Source organism: Streptomyces sp. 2-1 (assembly GCF_048564895.1).
GTDB lineage: Bacteria > Actinomycetota > Actinomycetes > Streptomycetales > Streptomycetaceae > Streptomyces > Streptomyces phaeochromogenes.
This window is the reverse complement of sequence record NZ_CP183383.1, coordinates 4754486-4770295: the sequence shown is the minus strand read 5'-3', so window position 1 is coordinate 4770295 and position 15810 is coordinate 4754486. Positions and strand designations below refer to the sequence as shown.

Here is a 15810-nt window from a genome sequence, read left to right as displayed (position 1 = left end):
CACAGCACGGAGAGGCAGGTTCACGGCATGGGCATCATCAGCTGGATCATCCTTGGGCTGTTGGCCGGAGCCATCGCCAAATTCCTGCTGCCGGGCCGTGATCCCGGCGGCTTCATCGGCACGACGCTGATCGGCGTCGCGGGTGCGTTCATCGGCGGCTGGATATCGGCCCGTTGGCTGGACCACCCGGTTGCCAAGGACTTCTACGACGGTGCCACCTGGGCCGCCGCGATCGGCGGCTCGCTCGTCCTGCTGATCGCCTACCGCCTCCTGTTCGGCAACTCGCGCAACTGAGCGCACGCCCCCGAGACCGCGGCCAGCAGGCGAGAAGGGTGGGCACCCACGGTGCCCACCCTTCCTCGTGCTGCCTTACGTACGCGCAACGAGCACGCGGTCACCGGTAGTTGACGAACTGCAACGCGAAGTCGAAGTCCTGGCCCTTCAGCAGCGCCTGTACGGCCTGCAGGTCGTCACGGCTCTTCGAGCTGACCCGCAGCTCCTCGCCCTGCACCTGCGCCTTGACGCCCTTCGGGCCCTCATCACGAATGATCTTCGCCACCTTTTTCGCGTTCTCCTGGGAGATGCCTTCCTCGATCGAGGCGAAGATCTTGTACTCCTTGCCGGAGAGCTGGGGCTCGCCGGCGTCCAGTGCCTTGAGCGAGATGCCTCGCTTGACCAGCTTGGACTGGAACACGTCGAGGATGGCCTTGACCCGCTCCTCGGAGTTCGCCTCCATGAGGATCTTCTCGCCGGACCAGGAGATGGAGGCGCCGACGTTCTTGAAGTCGTAGCGCTGCGAGATCTCCTTGCCGGCCTGGTTGAGGGCGTTGTCGACCTCCTGCCGCTCGACCTTCGAGACGATGTCGAAACTGGAGTCGGCCATGTCCTGTGGCTCCTTGTATCGGGGTGCGTAGTGGCGGCCGTCGAGCACCGCGTCGGTCCCGGGCCGCATCCGCATAAGCCTAGCCACCCGCTCCCCTCCTGGGGCCGATCAATCGGGTGGCGAAGCACCCCCGAGCATCGGGTATCGTTTACGTCGTTGCCACGGAGCGCCGCCGAATAGCGGTTCGAACGGCAGCGACCCCGGCGGTGTGCCCGAGCGGCCAAAGGGAGCAGACTGTAAATCTGCCGGCTCAGCCTTCCCAGGTTCGAATCCTGGCGCCGCCACGCTGAGAGAAACCCCCTCAGAACTGCATTCTTGCAGTTCGGAGGGGGTTTCTGCGTGTCTGGGGTGGTGCGCCCTCAGGGGCGAGCGTGGACCTTGGACGCTGTCCCTGTCTCCGGGCTGCCGGCTCTGTCGCGAGCAGCCTGGCGGCCGATTCCTGGGCCGGGGCCTCCGCGGCCTTCCGCCGCTTCCTTCGTACCCTGAGTTCATGTCCTCACGTCGCAGGAACTGCCCCGAGTGCCGTCGCGAGATCGCCGTTGTCGCGGGGCGGTTCGCCCGGCACGACCCGCCGGGGGCGCGGGGGAGTGGGGAGCTCGTGTCGTGCCCCGGATCGCGCAGACAGGCGGAGCTGGGCGCCGCGCAGCCGGCGCTGGACGGGTACGTCGTCGCGGAGTTCCCCGGCCAGATGCCGCTCTTCTGACCTCGGCTGCCCGCTCGCTGGCCCCCGACCCCGCAGCCCCTTGCTGCCCCACTGATCCCGCGCCTAGCCGCGCCCCGCCGGTTCAGGGCCGACGTACGTCCATCCTGCTCACCAGCCCGTCCGCCCCGAAGGCGTACACGTGCTCGACCGGCTCCTCCGCCCAGTGTTCGCCCGTGACGGCGTCCCGCAGTCCGAGTCGCACCACAGCGATCACGCGGCGCCCGTCCTCGTCGAGGCGCAGCCCCTCCAGTCGTACGAGGGGGTGTGCGGCTGCGAACTGGGCGGCCCAGTAGGCGTGTACCGCCTCGGGGCCGTGCAGGCGGACCCCGTCGGCGACGTTCGGCCAGTTCACGTCGGGCGCCAGGCAGTGGGGGATGAACGCGTCGCGTTCGGGGGTGCTGAAGACGTCGTACATCTTCCGCAGCAATGCTTCCTGGGCTGCGGGTATCTCAACGGGCACGGAACCTCCCCCTCCCGCTCGCGGGGCGGGGCGGCCGATCACCGCCCCACGCCCGCGTGCGTCCTCCCGGTCTCCCGGTCCCCCGGTCAGTTCCCGGCCACCGACTTCACCGCCACGGACACCGGCGCCGAGCCGCTGATCAGCTCCAGCGTCAGCCCGGCCGTCGCCGGAGTGTCCACCAGTTCCGCGAGGACCGCCGCGACGTCGTCGCGCGGGATGGGGCCGCGCCCCGTGGCGGCCTCCAGACGTACGAGACCGGTACCGGCGTCGTTCGTCAGCATCCCGGGACGCAGGATCGTCCAGTCCAGGCCCCGGTGAGCGCGTACGTACGCGTCCGCCTCGCCCTTGGCGCGCAGATACGCGTCGAAGATGTCGTCCCCTGGGTGCTCCGGATCCGCGCCCATCGACGACACGACGACATGCCGACGCACTCCGGCCCGGGCGGCCGCGTCCGCGAACAGCACGGCGGCGCCCCGGTCCACGGTGTTCTTGCGGTCCACCCCGCTGCCCGGGCCCGCGCCCGCCGCGAAGACGGCGGCGTCCGCGCCCTCCAGATGCGTGGCGACCTCCTCGACCGAAGCGGACTCCAGATCGCACACGACCGGCTCGGCGCCGGCCGCCCGCAGATCCTCGCTCTGCTCGGCGCGGCGGATGATCCCCGCCACCTCGTCACCGCGCGCGGAGAGCAGCCGCTCCAACCGCAGCGCGATCTGACCATGACCTCCAGCGATAACAATGCGCATGTTTCCGACCGTACGCCCGGACGACCCCACTCGCCGCACAACCCTGTGGATAACTCGTGAGTCTCATGAACGATCACTGTGTACGAGGGGTGACGCCGCACGGCGTCATGAAGGAGACCGTCATCACCACCACACGCGAGAGCCTTGCGACGCGCATGAGCCCTGCCACGCGCAACCGCCCTGCCCTGCGCAAGACCCTCACCGCGGCCGCCTGCACCACGGCGCTGCTCGCCGGCGTGGCCGCCTGCGGCACGGTCGAGAACCTCACCGCAGGTCAGAAGGTCGACCACGCCTTCGAAGGGCTCGGCGAAAAGAAGTCGCTGGCCTTCGAGTTGGGGCTCGACGCCAAGCCCTCCGCCCTCACGAAGCTGGCCGAGGAGGCCGAGCCCGGCGAGGAGATGCCGCCCGAGCTCGCCGAACTCTTCACCGGAGTGCGGGTGAAGGTGTCCGTCGAGTCGAGGAAGCCGCTCGCCGACTCGGGGGAGAAGGACCTCGTCGGTACGGGCGTGACGATCTCGGGGCCCGACGGCGTTCTGGCCGAATACCGCCTCGTCGGCGACTACACGTACTACCGCGCCGACATGAAGGCGGTCGGTGAGGCCATGGGCTTCCCGCTGCCGTCGGCCGACGAACTCCCCGAGAGCGAGAAGGAGCTCAAGAAGGTCATCGAGGGCGAGTGGGTCAAGGTCGACACCAGCAAGCTCGACCGGGCCGGCAAGGGCGCCTCGGGCTCCGAGAAGGGCGGCAAGGGCAGCAAGGCTGACAAGTCCGCTGGGCCCGGCGAGATCGACACCAAGACCCAGCAGAAGATCCTCAAGGCCGTACGCGGAGTCTTCGCCCGCGAGGTCACCTTCAGCAACGAGGGAGGCAGCGACGGCGTCGAACGGATCGTCGCCAAGGCCTCGTTCCGCGAGCTGCTCACCGGTGTCCTCGACAAGCTCCGGCCGCTGGCCGACGACCTTCCGGCGGGCGCCGAACTGCCCACCGACGAGGACCTCAAGGACGCCCCGAACAAGAAGATCGCCGTCAACTTCTCCCTGAAGAACGGCGACTTGACCCGGGTCTCCGCAGACCTCGCCGCCCTCGCGGACGGTCCGAAGGGCACCCGGCTCCCCCTGGTGGTCAAGTTTGGCGAGGCAGGCGACATCAGCGCCCCGTCCGGTGCCACCGAGATACCCGCGGACGGGTTCGGGGGTCCGGGCAACCCGTTCACCGGAGGCCTGCTGAGCGGCTTCTGACGGCCTGTCCGGAACTCGACCGTCACGTCGGCAGCCCGACGGCCACGGGGCGGGCGGATTTCGTAGGCACCGGTCCGCGCGCGTGGAGCCCGAACAGGCCTCCACGCGCGCGTGCCCGCGCCAAAAGCACCCCGCCTCCGGACCCTCCAAGCCTCACGAAGGCTCCTCCGCGCGCCCCGTCCGCCCCTGTCGAGGCAGGTCCAACGCCACGGTCACAGCGGAGTTGCAGTACTCCCGTACCGCACTCGTCCGCGCCACCACCCGCCCCCGATGCACGACGATCCGGCTGTACGCCAGGGACAACGCCGCATCGAGCCGGTCCCCGCGCACCGCGAGCAACTCCGCGGGGAACCCGGCCTCTACCCGGACTTCGGGCAACCCCAATGCAGCCCGCGCCGACGAACTCACCGCGTCGTAGGCGTCCCCGGCCCGCAGCCCGTACCGCGAGGCCAGCAGATACGCCGCCTCCAAGGGGTCCCCGCGCCCCACGGGGTTCGACACGTCCCTGAGGGCGCCGCTCCCGGCCGCCACCCGCACCCCGGCCGCCCGCAGCAGCCGTACCGGAGCCGTTCCGCGGCGGTCCACGCCCGAGCAGCCGCCCTGGGGCAGACAGACCACGCCCACGCCGGCCGCGGCCAGTTGGTCCGCCGCCCGCGAGGCGACCTCGGTGGGCAGCCGCCCGAGTCCGCCGCACGGGCCGAGCGTCACCCCCGGCCGCAGTCCGCCGGCCATCGCCGCGAGCCGTGCCAGCCGCGCCGGGTCGTCACCGTCCGTGTGCAGATCGACCGGGCAGCCGTGCTCCGAGGCGACCTCCAGGACCGCCTCCACGTATCCCGTCGGATCAGGGTCCAAATCTGGACAACCACCCACTACGGAGGCGCCCATTTTCACCGCGTCCCGCAGTATCGCCAGCCCGTCCGCCCCGGCGAGCCCGGTCAGTACCCGGGGCATCGCCACCACCGCCAACTCGGCCAGCCCGCGCAGCGCGCGCCGCGCCTGGAGCACCGCGGCCATCGAACCCAGCCCCTGCACATCGCCCACGCGCACGTGCGAGCGCAGGGCGGTGGCCCCGTGCCCGAGCTGGAGCAACGCGGCCTCGGTCGTACGGCGCTGGACCTCGTGGGCCTCGTACGAAACCGGTCCGTCGCCGTCGGCCGACAGGGCCGTGTCCCCGTGCGCGTGGGGCTCGGCCGGGGCCGGCAGGAGCAGATAGCCGGCGAGGTCCACGCGCGCGCTGTGCGCGGTGAGGCTGCCCGCCGTGCCGACCGCCTCGATGCGCCCGCCGCCCAGCCTCACGTCCACGGTCCGGCCGTCGGTGAGCCGCGCACCGCAGAGCAGCAGGTCGGAGCCGTCGCTCCGGCCGGACGAACCCGAGGAGCCCGACGAGGACGAGGAGGAGTGTGGCTGCTGCGGCTGACTGTCGGGCATCGCGCTCCTGGGGCTCGGCGGCGGCTGCGAAAGGGCGGCTGCGAAAGAGGGACAGGCGGCTGCGAAGGAGGGGCACAAGATCACGCAGCGTGAGTCGAGCCTAGGGTGGCGACCGGCGTGCATCGAGGAGGAGCGGAATAGTCGTACCGGTGTGGTCCGTCGTGCGGGAGGGGCGCGTGAAACGCCCCGCGAGCGGCCCGGAACGGGCCGGGGCAGGTGCCGCGAAACGGATTTGGGCGTTCGGTGGCCGAGCGTGTAATGTCTTCATCGCTCGCCCCAATAGCTCAGTCGGTAGAGCGTCTCCATGGTAAGGAGAAGGTCTACGGTTCGATTCCGTATTGGGGCTCTGGTGTGGAAGGTTCCCGTCGCAAGACGGGGACCGATCACATCTCAGCGGTGTAGCTCAGTCGGTAGAGCAAGCGGCTCATAATCGCTGTGTCACCGGTTCAAGTCCGGTCACCGCTACTGACAGTAGCCGATTGTGGGGTCGGTCCTTCGATCGGCTACTCTTCTGTGTGTTAATGCGCTAATCGTCCCATCCGTTCGTCAAGGAGCACTCCTGTGGCTGCCACCGACGTCCGCCCGAAGATCACGCTGGCCTGCGTGGAGTGCAAGGAGCGGAACTACATCACCAAGAAGAACCGGCGTAACAACCCGGACCGACTGGAGATGAAGAAGCACTGCCCGCGTTGCAATGCGCACACCGCGCACCGCGAAACGCGATAAATCAGGCTCGTACACGAGGCCGTCCCCTGAAGTCGGGGGGCGGCCTCGCGTCGTTACACCCAGTTGCGAACCAGGAGGTGCCGGGCCCATGGCGCTCGACCAGTCCTTCGTGGGGCGGTCCTATCCGCCCACCGAGCCCTATGAGGTCGGCCGGGAGAAGATCCGCGAGTTCGCGGAGGCGGTGGGCGACACCAATCCCGCGTACACGGACCCGGAGGCCGCCAAGGCTCTCGGTCACGCCGATGTGATCGCCCCGCCGACCTTCGTGTTCACCATCACGTTCAAGGCGGCGGGACAGGTCGTCCAGGACCCCCAACTGGGGCTCGACTACAGCCGTGTGGTGCACGGCGACCAGAAGTTCGTCCACCGCCGCCCGGTGCGCGCGGGCGACCGGCTCACGGTCACCTCCACCATCGAGGCGATCAAGTCGCTGGCGGGCAACGACATTCTGGACATCCGCGGCGAGGTCCACGACGAGGCGGGCGAGCACGTGGTGACCGCCTGGACCAAGCTCGTGTCCCGCGCGGCCGAGGGGGCGTGAACAGATGACGGCGAAGATCTCGTACGACGACGTCGAGGTCGGCACCGAACTGCCGGCCCAGACCTTCGGCGTGACGCGCGCCACGCTCGTGCGGTACGCGGGCGCCTCGGGGGACTTCAACCCGATCCACTGGAACGAGAAGTTCGCCAAGGAGGTCGGCCTCCCGGACGTCATCGCGCACGGCATGTTCACCATGGCCGAGGCGGTCCGGGTCGTCACCGACTGGACCGGCGACCCGGGCGCGGTCGTCGAGTACGGCGTCCGCTTCACCAAGCCGGTCGTCGTCCCGAACGACGACCAGGGCGCCACGATCGAGGTCAGCGGCAAGGTCGCGGCCAAGCTCGACGACAACACCGTCCGCGTCGACCTCGTCGCGATGAGTGCGGGCCAGAAGGTCCTGGGCATGTCCCGCGCGGTCGTCCGCCTCGCCTGACGGGCAGGGCCCGGCAGGGGCGCGAGGGGTGAGAGTAAGGGGCGTCCGCCATTGCGGGCGCCCCTTACTTCCTGCTTCCCGCGCCGCTTGCTTCTTCTCTCCGCACCCCACCTCCTTGACTCGGTTAGTGATTGAGTACTAACTTACTCGCATGGTCAGGATGAGCGCAGAAGAGAGGCGCGAGAGCGTCATCCGTGCGGCGATGAGCGAGTTCTCCCGGGGCGGCTACTACGGCACGTCCACCGAGGCGATCGCCAAGCGCGTGGGTGTCTCGCAGCCGTACCTCTTCCGGCTCTTCCCGGGCAAGAAGGCGATCTTCCTCGCGGCGGCCGAGCGGTGCATGGAGGAGGCCACGCGCACCTTCGCGGACGCGGCCAAGGGGCTGGAGGGCGAGGAGGCCCTGCACGCCATGGCGGACGCGTACGTCAGGGTGATCGCCGAGGAGCCCGAGCGGCTGCTGATGCAGATGCAGATGTACGTCGCGGTGGCGGCGGCCGAGCAGGCGGGCGACCGTGAACTCGGTGAAGCGGTACGGGCGGGCTGGATGCGCCTGTGGGACACGGCCCATCTGCCGCTCGGTGCCGATGTCGACGAGACCACGACCTTCATGGCGTACGGGATGCTCATCAACTGCCTGGTGGCCATGGGATTTCCGCCCGAGCACCGGGTCTGGGAGGGGCTCTACCCCTCGGCCCGGCTCAAGGGCCGGCTCGAACACTGAACCAAGGGTGGCGAGGAGCGCCGCCCTTTCATGCCCGTGAAAGTTAGTCAGCAATAACTAATCGAAGTCAGCGATCACCCGCTGGGGGAGCGATGTCACAGCAGACCGAACGTCGCGGGGGAGCCGTCTGGGCCCTCGTCATCACCAGCGTCGCCGGGTTCATGGCGGCGCTCGACAACCTCGTCGTCACCACCGCACTGCCCTCGATCCGCAAGGACCTCGGGGGAGACCTCTCCGATCTGGAATGGACCGTGAGCGCGTACACGCTCACCTTCGCCGTGCTGCTGATGTTCGGCGCGGCTCTGGGCGACCGGTTCGGCCGCCGCCGGCTCTTCCTCGTCGGCATCACCGTGTTCACCGCCGCGTCCGCCGCCGCGGCCATGGCGCCCGGCATCGACTCGCTGATCGCCGCCCGTGCCGTCCAGGGCGTCGGCGCCGCCATCATGATGCCGCTGACGCTGACCCTTCTCACGGCCGCCGTTCCGGCCGCCAAGCGCGGGATGGCGTACGGGATCTGGGGTGCCGTCAACGGTCTCGCGGTCGCTTCGGGGCCGCTGATCGGCGGCAGCCTCACCGAGCACATCTCCTGGCAGTGGATCTTCTGGCTGAACGTTCCGCTGGGGCTGGTCCTGCTGCCGCTCGCCCGGCTGCGTCTGTCGGAGTCGTTCGGCGCCGGCGCCCCGCTCGACATCCGTGGCACCCTGCTGGCCAGCGGCGGCCTCTTCGGGATCGTGTACGGGCTGGTCCGGGCGCCCGTCGTCGGCTGGACCGACGGGATAGTCCTGCTGGGGCTGTTCGCCGGTACCGCTCTGCTCGTCGGCTTCGTGCTCCACGGCATCAACGCCAAGCACCCGATGCTGCCGATGCGGCTCTTCCGCAACCGGGCCTTCGCCGGCATCAACGCGGCCAGCCTGCTGATGTTCCTCGGGATGTTCGGCTCGATCTTCCTGCTCAGCCAGTACATGCAGGGCGTCCTCGGCTACTCGCCCACCCAGGCCGGGCTGCGGATGCTGCCCTGGACGGGGATGCCGATGCTCATCGCGCCCGTCGCCGGCTATCTGTCCGACCGGATCGGCGGTCGCCCAGTCGTCGCCGCGGGTCTGTTCCTCCAGGCCGTCGGGCTCGGCTGGTTCGCCACCGTGATCGCCCCCGACACGTCGTACGCGGCGCAGCTGCCCGCCCTGATCATCAGCGGTGTGGGCATGTCCCTCTTCTTCGCCCCCGCCTCCAACCTGGTCATGTCCAGCGTCCGGCCGCACGAGCAGGGGATCGCGTCCGGCGCGAACAACGCGCTGCGTGAGGTCGGCGGCGCCCTCGGTATCGCGGTGATGGCCTCGATCTTCTCCGCCCAGGGCGGCTACGGGACCGCGCAGACCTTCGTGGACGGCACCCAGCCGGCGCTCTGGGTCGGCTCCGCCGCGGTGGCCGTGGCGGGAGTCGCGGCACTGCTCATCCCCCGTCGTCGCCGGGCGGCGGAGGCGGGCGAGGAGAGCGCCGGGACCGCGCCCGAGCGGGTGCTGGAGACGGCCTCCCACTGAGGGCCCTCACCGAGCCCGGAATCCGAACCCGATCCCGAACGCGAACCCGAAAGGAGTCCGATCATGCCCACCCTCCCCTGGACCGTGCCGAACAAGCCGCCGCAGGGCGCCGAGGTGCACGTCTTCGCCTCCCGCTTCGAGACCCGCACCCGCTGGGGAGCGCTGAAGTTCTTCGCCAGGACACCGGCCGTCTGGCGGCAGGTGAGCAAGGCCCCCGGAGCGTACGGCGCCACGCTCAGGGCGGCCCCGCTGCGGCGGACCTTCTGGACCCTGTCCGCCTGGGAGTCGCCCGCGGCGCTCAAGAACTTCGCCCGCTCCGGCACGCACGCGCCGACCGCCCGGGGCCTCGGCCCCCAGATGCGGGACGCGAAGTTCGTCTCGTGGACGGTCACGGCGGACGACCTCCCGCTCGACTGGGCGGAGGCGTTGCGCCGTCTGTGACCGGCCGACGCCCCGAACGGTTCAGCCGCGAGAACGGCCCCGCCCCGACCGGCGGGGCCGTTCTCGTACTCTTGGGCACGTGCTGGAACTCCACGACGCCCCGCTCGCCCCGCTGACCACCTTCCGGCTCGGCGGCCCCGCCGCGCGCCTGATCACCGCCACGACCGACGCCGAGGTGATCGCCGCCGTCCGCGAGGCCGACGACTCCGGCACACCGCTGCTGCTGATCGGCGGCGGATCCAACCTGGTCATCGGTGACAAGGGCTTCGCGGGCACCGCCCTGCGCATCGCCACCCGCGGCTTCGCCCTCGACGGTACGAAGCTGGAGCTGGCCGCCGGAGAGGTGTGGACCGACGCCGTCGCCCGCACCGTCGAGGCCGGCCTCGCGGGCATCGAGTGCCTCGCCGGAATCCCGGGCTCCGCGGGTGCGACGCCCATCCAGAACGTGGGGGCGTACGGCCAGGAGGTGTCGTCGACGATCACCGAAGTGATCGCCTACGACCGGCGGACCGGTGAGACGGTCACCGTTCCGAACGCCGAGTGCGCCTTCTCGTACCGCCACAGCCGCTTCAAGGCCGAGCCCGAGCGCTTCGTCGTGCTGCGTGTCCGCTTCGGCCTGGAGGACGCCTCCGGGCTCTCCGCGCCGGTCAAGTACGCCGAGACGGCCCGCGCCCTCGGTGTCGAGCCGGGCGACCGCGTGCCGCTGGAGAAGGCCCGGGAGACCGTCCTGAAGCTGCGCTCCGGCAAGGGCATGGTGCTCGACCCGGAGGACCACGACACCTGGTCGGCGGGCTCGTTCTTCACCAACCCGATCCTCACCCACGAGGAGTTCGCCGTGTTCCACGCGCGCGTGGCCGAGCGTCTCGGCGACGGCGTGATCCCGCCCGCGTACCCGGCGGGCGACGGGCACACCAAGACCTCCGCGGCCTGGCTGATCGACAAGTCCGGCTTCACCAAGGGCTACGGCACCGGCCCCGCCCGCATCTCCACCAAGCACACCCTGGCCCTCACCAACCGCGGCGAGGCCACCACGGAGGACCTCCTCGCGCTCGCCCGAGAGGTCGTCGCGGGTGTCCACGCCGCCTTCGGGATCACACTCGTCAACGAACCGGTGACGGTCGGCGTCAGCCTCTGAGGTATTTCGCTTGCCGGTCGCCCGGTCCGGCGATCACCCTGAGGGCATGAGAGAACTCCTGTGCGGCTGAGGGTCGATGAGTTCCGGCCGAGCGCCGGCCGGTACGCGTTCCGCGTGGTCCAGCCGCGCCCCGCACTGCGCCACACCACACTCAGCGACCCCTTGCGGGACTGGGGTTATCTGGTCGGCGACCACGACGGACTGGCCCGCCTCGCCGCGCTGTTCTCGTTCGCCGCGTACTCCCCGCACACCGTCGTCCACGTCCCGCTGCGTGACAGCGTGCCCAGGACGTTCGCGCCCGGAGTGCCGGTCGACCTCGTCCTCGCCCACCGGACACTGGGCCTGCGACCCTCCACATGGCCGTCGCTGCGCCGCGGGCTGACCCGGGGCACCCCGGGCACCGTCCGCACCGACGAACGGCGCACCGCCGACCACGCGGCGGCATGGCAGGCGCGCTGGGAACAGCGCTGGGACCGCCTCGACCCCGTCGACCGGATCCGCCCCGCCGTCCACGCCCGGACGCTGTTCCTCTTCGGCGCCCGGGACACCTTCGCCTCGGCGTCCGCCCAGCTGGAGGTCGCGGCCGGCTTCGGCCCCCTGGACAAGAGGGCCGCCAAGGGGCTCGACGTGCTGGTCGCCTCGCTCACGCTGCACATGCCCCTGAGCCGGGGACGGCACACGGAACTGGACATCGGCTTCCAGGCGTATCCGCCCCACGCCCACTTCAGGCGGCCGGGGCGGTCAGCCAGCCGTCGATCCCGGACAGCAGCTTCTCCTTGATGTCGTGCGGGGCCGCCGAACCCCGTACCGACTGCCGTGCCAGCTCGGCCAGTTCGGCGTCCGTGAAGGCGTGATGTTGACGCGCGATGTCGTACTGGGCGGCCAGCCGTGAGCCGAACAGCAGCGGGTCGTCCGCGCCGAGTGCCAGCGGGACCCCCGCCTCGAAGAGCGTGCGCAGGGGGACGTCCTCCGGCTTCTCGTACACCCCCAGGGCGACGTTCGACGCCGGGCAGACCTCGCAGGTGATGCCCCGGTCCGCGAGCCGCTTCAGCAGCCGCGGGTCCTCGGCCGCCCGCACCCCGTGCCCGATCCGCGAGGCGTGCAGGTCGTCCAGGCAGTCGCGGACGGACGCCGGGCCTGTCAGCTCGCCGCCGTGCGGCGCCGCCAGCAGCCCGCCCTCACGCGCGATGGCGAACGCCCGGTCGAAGTCCCGCGCCATCCCGCGCCGCTCGTCGTTGGAGAGCCCGAAGCCGACGATGCCGCGGTCCGCGTACCGCACGGCCAGCCGGGCCAGCGTGCGGGCGTCCAGCGGATGCTTCATCCGGTTCGCGGCCACCAGGACCCGCATCCCGAGCCCGGTCTCCCGCGCGGCCGAGTCCACGGCGTCCAGGATGATCTCCAGCGCCGGGATCAGCCCACCCAGCCGCGGCGCGTACGAGGTCGGGTCGACCTGGATCTCCAGCCACCCCGAGCCGTCCTTGATGTCCTCCTCGGCGGCCTCCCGCACCAGCCGCTGGATGTCCTCGGGATCTCTGAGGCACGACCGCGCCGCGTCGTACAGCCGCTGGAAACGGAACCAGCCCCGCTCGTCGGTGGCTCGCAGTTTCGGCGGCTCCCCGCTGGTCAGCGCGTCGGGAAGGTGGATCCCGTGCTTGTCGGCCAGTTCCAGCAGAGTGGTGATCCGCATCGACCCGGTGAAATGCAGGTGCAGATGAGCTTTGGGCAGCTCAGAGACATCACGTACGTGCTCCATTCCAGGATCCTGCCGTACGCCGCCTCCGTATCGGTAGCGCTTTCCCTGAACGTGGTCTTGCTCGCACTGAGACACGAACCACGACACGAAGAAGCGGGCCGCCTCCCGGAGGGAAGCGGCCCGCTCGTACCCACTCACGGTGGGAGGGTTCAGTCCTTGGCCTCGGCCAGCAGCTTCTGGATGCGCGAGACGCCCTCGACGAGGTCCTCGTCACCCAGCGCGTACGAGAGCCGCAGGTAGCCCGGCGTGCCGAAGGCCTCGCCCGGGACGACCGCGACCTCGGCCTCCTCCAGGATCAGCGCGGCCAGCTCGACGGAGTCCTGCGGGCGCCTGCCGCGGATCTCCTTGCCGATGAGGGCCTTCACCGAGGGGTACGCGTAGAAGGCGCCCTCGGGCTCCGGGCAGAGCACGCCGTCGATCTCGTTGAGCATCCGCACGATGGTCTTGCGGCGGCGGTCGAAGGCCTCGCGCATCTCGGCGACGGCCTTCAGGTCGCCGGAGACAGCGGCGATGGCGGCGGCCTGGGCGACGTTCGACACGTTCGACGTGGCGTGCGACTGGAGGTTCGTCGCGGCCTTCACCACGTCCTTCGGGCCGATGATCCACCCGACACGCCAGCCGGTCATCGCATACGTCTTCGCGACGCCGTTGACCACGATGCACTTGTCGCGCAGCTCGGGCAGGATCGCGGGCAGCGAGGTGAACTTCGCGTCCCCGTAGACCAGGTGCTCGTAGATCTCGTCCGTCAGCACCCACAGACCGTGCTCGACGGCCCAGCGGCCGATCGCCTCGGTGTCCTCGGCGCTGTAGACGGCGCCCGTCGGGTTCGACGGCGACACGAAGAGGACGACCTTCGTCTTCTCCGTACGGGCCGCCTCCAGCTGCTCGACCGAGACGCGGTAGCCGGTGGTCTCGTCGGCGACGACCTCGACCGGGACACCGCCGGCGAGACGGATCGACTCCGGGTACGTCGTCCAGTAGGGCGCCGGGACGATGACCTCGTCGCCCGGGTCGAGGATCGCGGCGAACGCCTCGTAGATGGCCTGCTTGCCGCCGTTGGTCACCAGGACCTGGGAGGCGTCAACCTCGTAGTCGGAATCGCGCAGCGTCTTGGCGACGATCGCCGCCTTCAGCTCGGGAAGGCCGCCGGCCGGCGTGTACCGGTGGTACTTCGGGTTCTTGCAGGCCTCGATGGCGGCCTCGACGATGTAGCCCGGGGTCGGGAAGTCGGGCTCACCGGCGCCGAAGCCGATCACCGGACGTCCTGCGGCCTTGAGGGCCTTGGCCTTGGCGTCCACGGCGAGGGTGGCGGACTCGGAGATCGCACCGACCCGGGCGGAGACCCGGCGCTCGGTGGGAGGGGTTGCAGGGCTCATGGGCCCATCGTTCCAGACACGAAACCTCCCCGGCACACCGGTTTCACAGAGTGAGCGCCGACCGACAAAGTCCTTACGGACACTTTCTGTTCGACGACCGGCCGTCGACCACGTACACTCTCACCTCGTTGGCCTTCACCGGCCGCGCCCACCCGGTGCACACCGAGCACCCGGGCGGATGCGGTACGTTGTTGGGGAAACAAAGGGTCGTAGCTCAATTGGTAGAGCACTGGTCTCCAAAACCAGCGGTTGGGGGTTCAAGTCCCTCCGGCCCTGCTACACACTCCTTTCGCCAGGATGTGTGCGCATGTACGTACTGCAATAACACCGCCGTGCGGCTCATACCCGGGCGCGGCACGGCCACGACCCGGAATCAGGTGAGGACGAGTGACGGACGCCGTGGGCTCCATCGACATGCCTGATGCCCAGGATGAGGCGCCGGAGTCCCAGAAGAAGGGCCGCAAGGGCGGTAAGCGTGCCAAGAAGGGCCCGCTGAAGCGCCTTGCCCTCTTCTACCGCCAGATCGTCGCGGAACTCCGCAAGGTTGTCTGGCCGACCCGGAATCAGCTGACGACGTACACCACAGTGGTGATTGTGTTCGTTGTCATCATGATCGGTCTGGTGACTGTGATTGACTTCGGACTCGACAAGGCCGCCAAGTACGTATTCGGCTGAGCCAAGCGCGAAGGGCGCCGTACCCGGCGCCCGCTTTCGCGTGTTCCACCCCCATGATCCAGGAAGAAGCAGCCACCGTGTCTGACCCGAACCTGAACGACGCCGGCGAGTCGGTCGAGTCCGTTGACGACGAGCTCGACATCGTCGAGGGCGCGGACGTCGAGGACGAGGTCGAGGCTGCAGACGCCGAAGCCGGCGAGGCCGCCGAAGAGGCTGCCCTGCACGTCGAGGACGAGTCCGGCGAGGACGTCGAGACCGACGTGGACACCGAAGCCGACGCGGACGCCGAGGACGCGGCCGTCTCCGACGAGGCCGACGACGAGAAGCTCGAAGAGGCCGAAGAAGAAGAGGCCGAGCCGGTCGACCCCGTCGTGGCCCTCCGCGAGGAGCTCCGCAGGCTGCCCGGCGAGTGGTACGTCATCCACACGTACGCGGGTTACGAGAACCGCGTGAAGACGAACCTCGAACAGCGTGCCGTCTCTCTGAACGTCGAGGACTTCATCTTCGCGGCCGAGGTGCCGCAGGAAGAGGTCGCGCAGATCAAGAACGGCGAGCGCAAGACCGTCCGTCAGAACAAGCTCCCCGGCTACGTGCTGGTGCGCATGGACCTGACGAACGAGTCCTGGGGCGTCGTCCGCAACACCCCCGGTGTCACCGGCTTCGTGGGCAACGCGTACGACCCGTACCCGCTGACGCTGGACGAGATCGTCAAGATGCTCGCTCCGGAGGCCGAGGAGAAGGCCGCCCGCGAGGCGGCCGAGGCCGAGGGCAAGCCGGCTCCGTCCCGCAAGCTCGAGGTCCAGGTGCTGGACTTCGAGGTCGGCGACTCGGTCACCGTCACCGACGGCCCGTTCGCGACGCTGCAGGCGACCATCAACGAGATCAACGCCGACTCGAAGAAGGTCAAGGGCCTCGTCGAGATCTTCGGCCGCGAGACCCCGGTCGAGCTGAGCTTCGACCAGATCCAGAAGAACTGACCCTCGCGGGACGATCTTCCGGAACACACGCCTCCGACC

The 15810-nt window shown here is 69.8% G+C and carries 19 protein-coding genes and 4 tRNA genes; 17 read left to right on the top strand and 6 right to left on the bottom strand.

Annotated features, from left to right (window positions below):
* Positions 1–27: 27 nt before the first annotated feature.
* Positions 28–294: a GlsB/YeaQ/YmgE family stress response membrane protein gene (locus tag ACN20J_RS20950; protein ID WP_189844531.1), complete on the top strand. Its 267-nt coding sequence runs from the start codon at positions 28–30 to the stop codon at positions 292–294.
* A gap of 100 nt (positions 295–394) precedes the next feature.
* On the opposite strand, the gene ACN20J_RS20945 is transcribed toward ACN20J_RS20950, so the two are convergent.
* Entirely contained in the window at positions 395–883 is a 489-nt protein-coding gene (locus ACN20J_RS20945) for a YajQ family cyclic di-GMP-binding protein (protein WP_190231134.1), read from the bottom strand.
* A 202-nt stretch (positions 884–1085) separates the two neighbouring features.
* On the opposite strand from ACN20J_RS20945, the gene ACN20J_RS20940 reads away from it, so the two are divergent.
* Together ACN20J_RS20940 and ACN20J_RS20935 are read left to right on the top strand one after the other, a co-directional pair.
* Positions 1086–1167, top strand: a tRNA-Tyr gene (locus ACN20J_RS20940).
* 206 nt (positions 1168–1373) lie between these two features.
* A complete protein-coding gene (locus ACN20J_RS20935; RefSeq protein ID WP_189844530.1) occupies positions 1374–1586 on the top strand; it encodes a hypothetical protein in 213 nt (70 codons plus the stop codon).
* Between the two features lie 82 nt (positions 1587–1668).
* Here ACN20J_RS20935 and ACN20J_RS20930 read toward each other — a convergent pair whose 3' ends face one another.
* Positions 1669–2046, bottom strand: a complete 378-nt coding sequence (locus ACN20J_RS20930; RefSeq protein ID WP_419666504.1) for a nuclear transport factor 2 family protein — start codon at positions 2044–2046, stop codon at positions 1669–1671.
* A gap of 86 nt (positions 2047–2132) precedes the next feature.
* Complete coding sequence (locus tag ACN20J_RS20925; protein WP_189844529.1) at positions 2133–2789, bottom strand: NAD(P)H-binding protein; 657 nt, start codon at positions 2787–2789, stop codon at positions 2133–2135.
* Positions 2790–2854: 65 nt separating this feature from the next.
* Between ACN20J_RS20925 and ACN20J_RS20920 the strand changes: the two genes are divergently transcribed.
* Complete coding sequence (locus ACN20J_RS20920) at positions 2855–4027, top strand: hypothetical protein (RefSeq protein WP_419666503.1); 1173 nt, start codon at positions 2855–2857, stop codon at positions 4025–4027.
* 153 nt (positions 4028–4180) lie between these two features.
* Here the strand turns inward: ACN20J_RS20920 and ACN20J_RS20915 are convergent, their stop codons facing one another.
* A complete protein-coding gene (locus ACN20J_RS20915) occupies positions 4181–5455 on the bottom strand; it encodes an amidohydrolase family protein (RefSeq protein ID WP_190231074.1) in 1275 nt (424 codons plus the stop codon).
* A gap of 273 nt (positions 5456–5728) precedes the next feature.
* Between ACN20J_RS20915 and ACN20J_RS20910 the strand changes: the two genes are divergently transcribed.
* The 10 genes from ACN20J_RS20910 to ACN20J_RS20865 all read left to right on the top strand — a co-directional run bounded on the left by ACN20J_RS20910 (position 5729) and on the right by ACN20J_RS20865 (position 11770).
* A tRNA-Thr gene (locus tag ACN20J_RS20910) sits at positions 5729–5801 on the top strand.
* A 46-nt stretch (positions 5802–5847) separates the two neighbouring features.
* Positions 5848–5920, top strand: a tRNA-Met gene (locus ACN20J_RS20905).
* Positions 5921–6016: 96 nt separating this feature from the next.
* The gene (gene rpmG, locus ACN20J_RS20900) at positions 6017–6181 is read left to right on the top strand and encodes a 50S ribosomal protein L33 (protein WP_003948671.1); all 165 of its coding nucleotides are present in this window, start codon (positions 6017–6019) and stop codon (positions 6179–6181) included.
* An 88-nt stretch (positions 6182–6269) separates the two neighbouring features.
* A complete protein-coding gene (locus ACN20J_RS20895; protein WP_055610492.1) occupies positions 6270–6722 on the top strand; it encodes a MaoC family dehydratase N-terminal domain-containing protein in 453 nt (150 codons plus the stop codon).
* Between the two features lie 4 nt (positions 6723–6726).
* A complete protein-coding gene (locus tag ACN20J_RS20890; RefSeq protein ID WP_055610493.1) occupies positions 6727–7155 on the top strand; it encodes a MaoC family dehydratase in 429 nt (142 codons plus the stop codon).
* Positions 7156–7306: 151 nt separating this feature from the next.
* Positions 7307–7876: a TetR/AcrR family transcriptional regulator gene (locus ACN20J_RS20885; RefSeq protein ID WP_206190651.1), complete on the top strand. Its 570-nt coding sequence runs from the start codon at positions 7307–7309 to the stop codon at positions 7874–7876.
* Between the two features lie 92 nt (positions 7877–7968).
* Positions 7969–9414: a DHA2 family efflux MFS transporter permease subunit gene (locus ACN20J_RS20880; protein WP_190231077.1), complete on the top strand. Its 1446-nt coding sequence runs from the start codon at positions 7969–7971 to the stop codon at positions 9412–9414.
* A gap of 63 nt (positions 9415–9477) precedes the next feature.
* A complete protein-coding gene (locus tag ACN20J_RS20875) occupies positions 9478–9855 on the top strand; it encodes a DUF3291 domain-containing protein (RefSeq protein WP_189844525.1) in 378 nt (125 codons plus the stop codon).
* A 79-nt stretch (positions 9856–9934) separates the two neighbouring features.
* Positions 9935–10990: a UDP-N-acetylmuramate dehydrogenase gene (locus tag ACN20J_RS20870; protein ID WP_190231078.1), complete on the top strand. Its 1056-nt coding sequence runs from the start codon at positions 9935–9937 to the stop codon at positions 10988–10990.
* A 60-nt stretch (positions 10991–11050) separates the two neighbouring features.
* The gene (locus ACN20J_RS20865) at positions 11051–11770 is read left to right on the top strand and encodes a hypothetical protein (protein WP_189844523.1); all 720 of its coding nucleotides are present in this window, start codon (positions 11051–11053) and stop codon (positions 11768–11770) included.
* Here the strand turns inward: ACN20J_RS20865 and ACN20J_RS20860 are convergent.
* Positions 11715–12743, bottom strand: a complete 1029-nt coding sequence (locus ACN20J_RS20860) for an adenosine deaminase (RefSeq protein ID WP_361993707.1) — start codon at positions 12741–12743, stop codon at positions 11715–11717. The genes ACN20J_RS20865 and ACN20J_RS20860 overlap by 56 nt on opposite strands.
* Positions 12744–12892: 149 nt before the next feature.
* On the bottom strand, positions 12893–14119 hold the full coding sequence (locus tag ACN20J_RS20855) for a pyridoxal phosphate-dependent aminotransferase (protein ID WP_190231079.1): 1227 nt from the start codon (positions 14117–14119) through the stop codon (positions 12893–12895).
* Between the two features lie 203 nt (positions 14120–14322).
* Between ACN20J_RS20855 and ACN20J_RS20850 the strand changes: the two genes are divergently transcribed.
* The 3 genes from ACN20J_RS20850 to nusG all read left to right on the top strand — a co-directional run bounded on the left by ACN20J_RS20850 (position 14323) and on the right by nusG (position 15771).
* Positions 14323–14395 (top strand) — tRNA-Trp (locus ACN20J_RS20850).
* Positions 14396–14506: 111 nt separating this feature from the next.
* Complete coding sequence (gene secE / locus ACN20J_RS20845; protein WP_055610500.1) at positions 14507–14794, top strand: preprotein translocase subunit SecE; 288 nt, start codon at positions 14507–14509, stop codon at positions 14792–14794.
* Between the two features lie 77 nt (positions 14795–14871).
* Positions 14872–15771: a transcription termination/antitermination protein NusG gene (gene nusG / locus ACN20J_RS20840; RefSeq protein WP_190231080.1), complete on the top strand. Its 900-nt coding sequence runs from the start codon at positions 14872–14874 to the stop codon at positions 15769–15771.
* Positions 15772–15810: the final 39 nt, after the last annotated feature.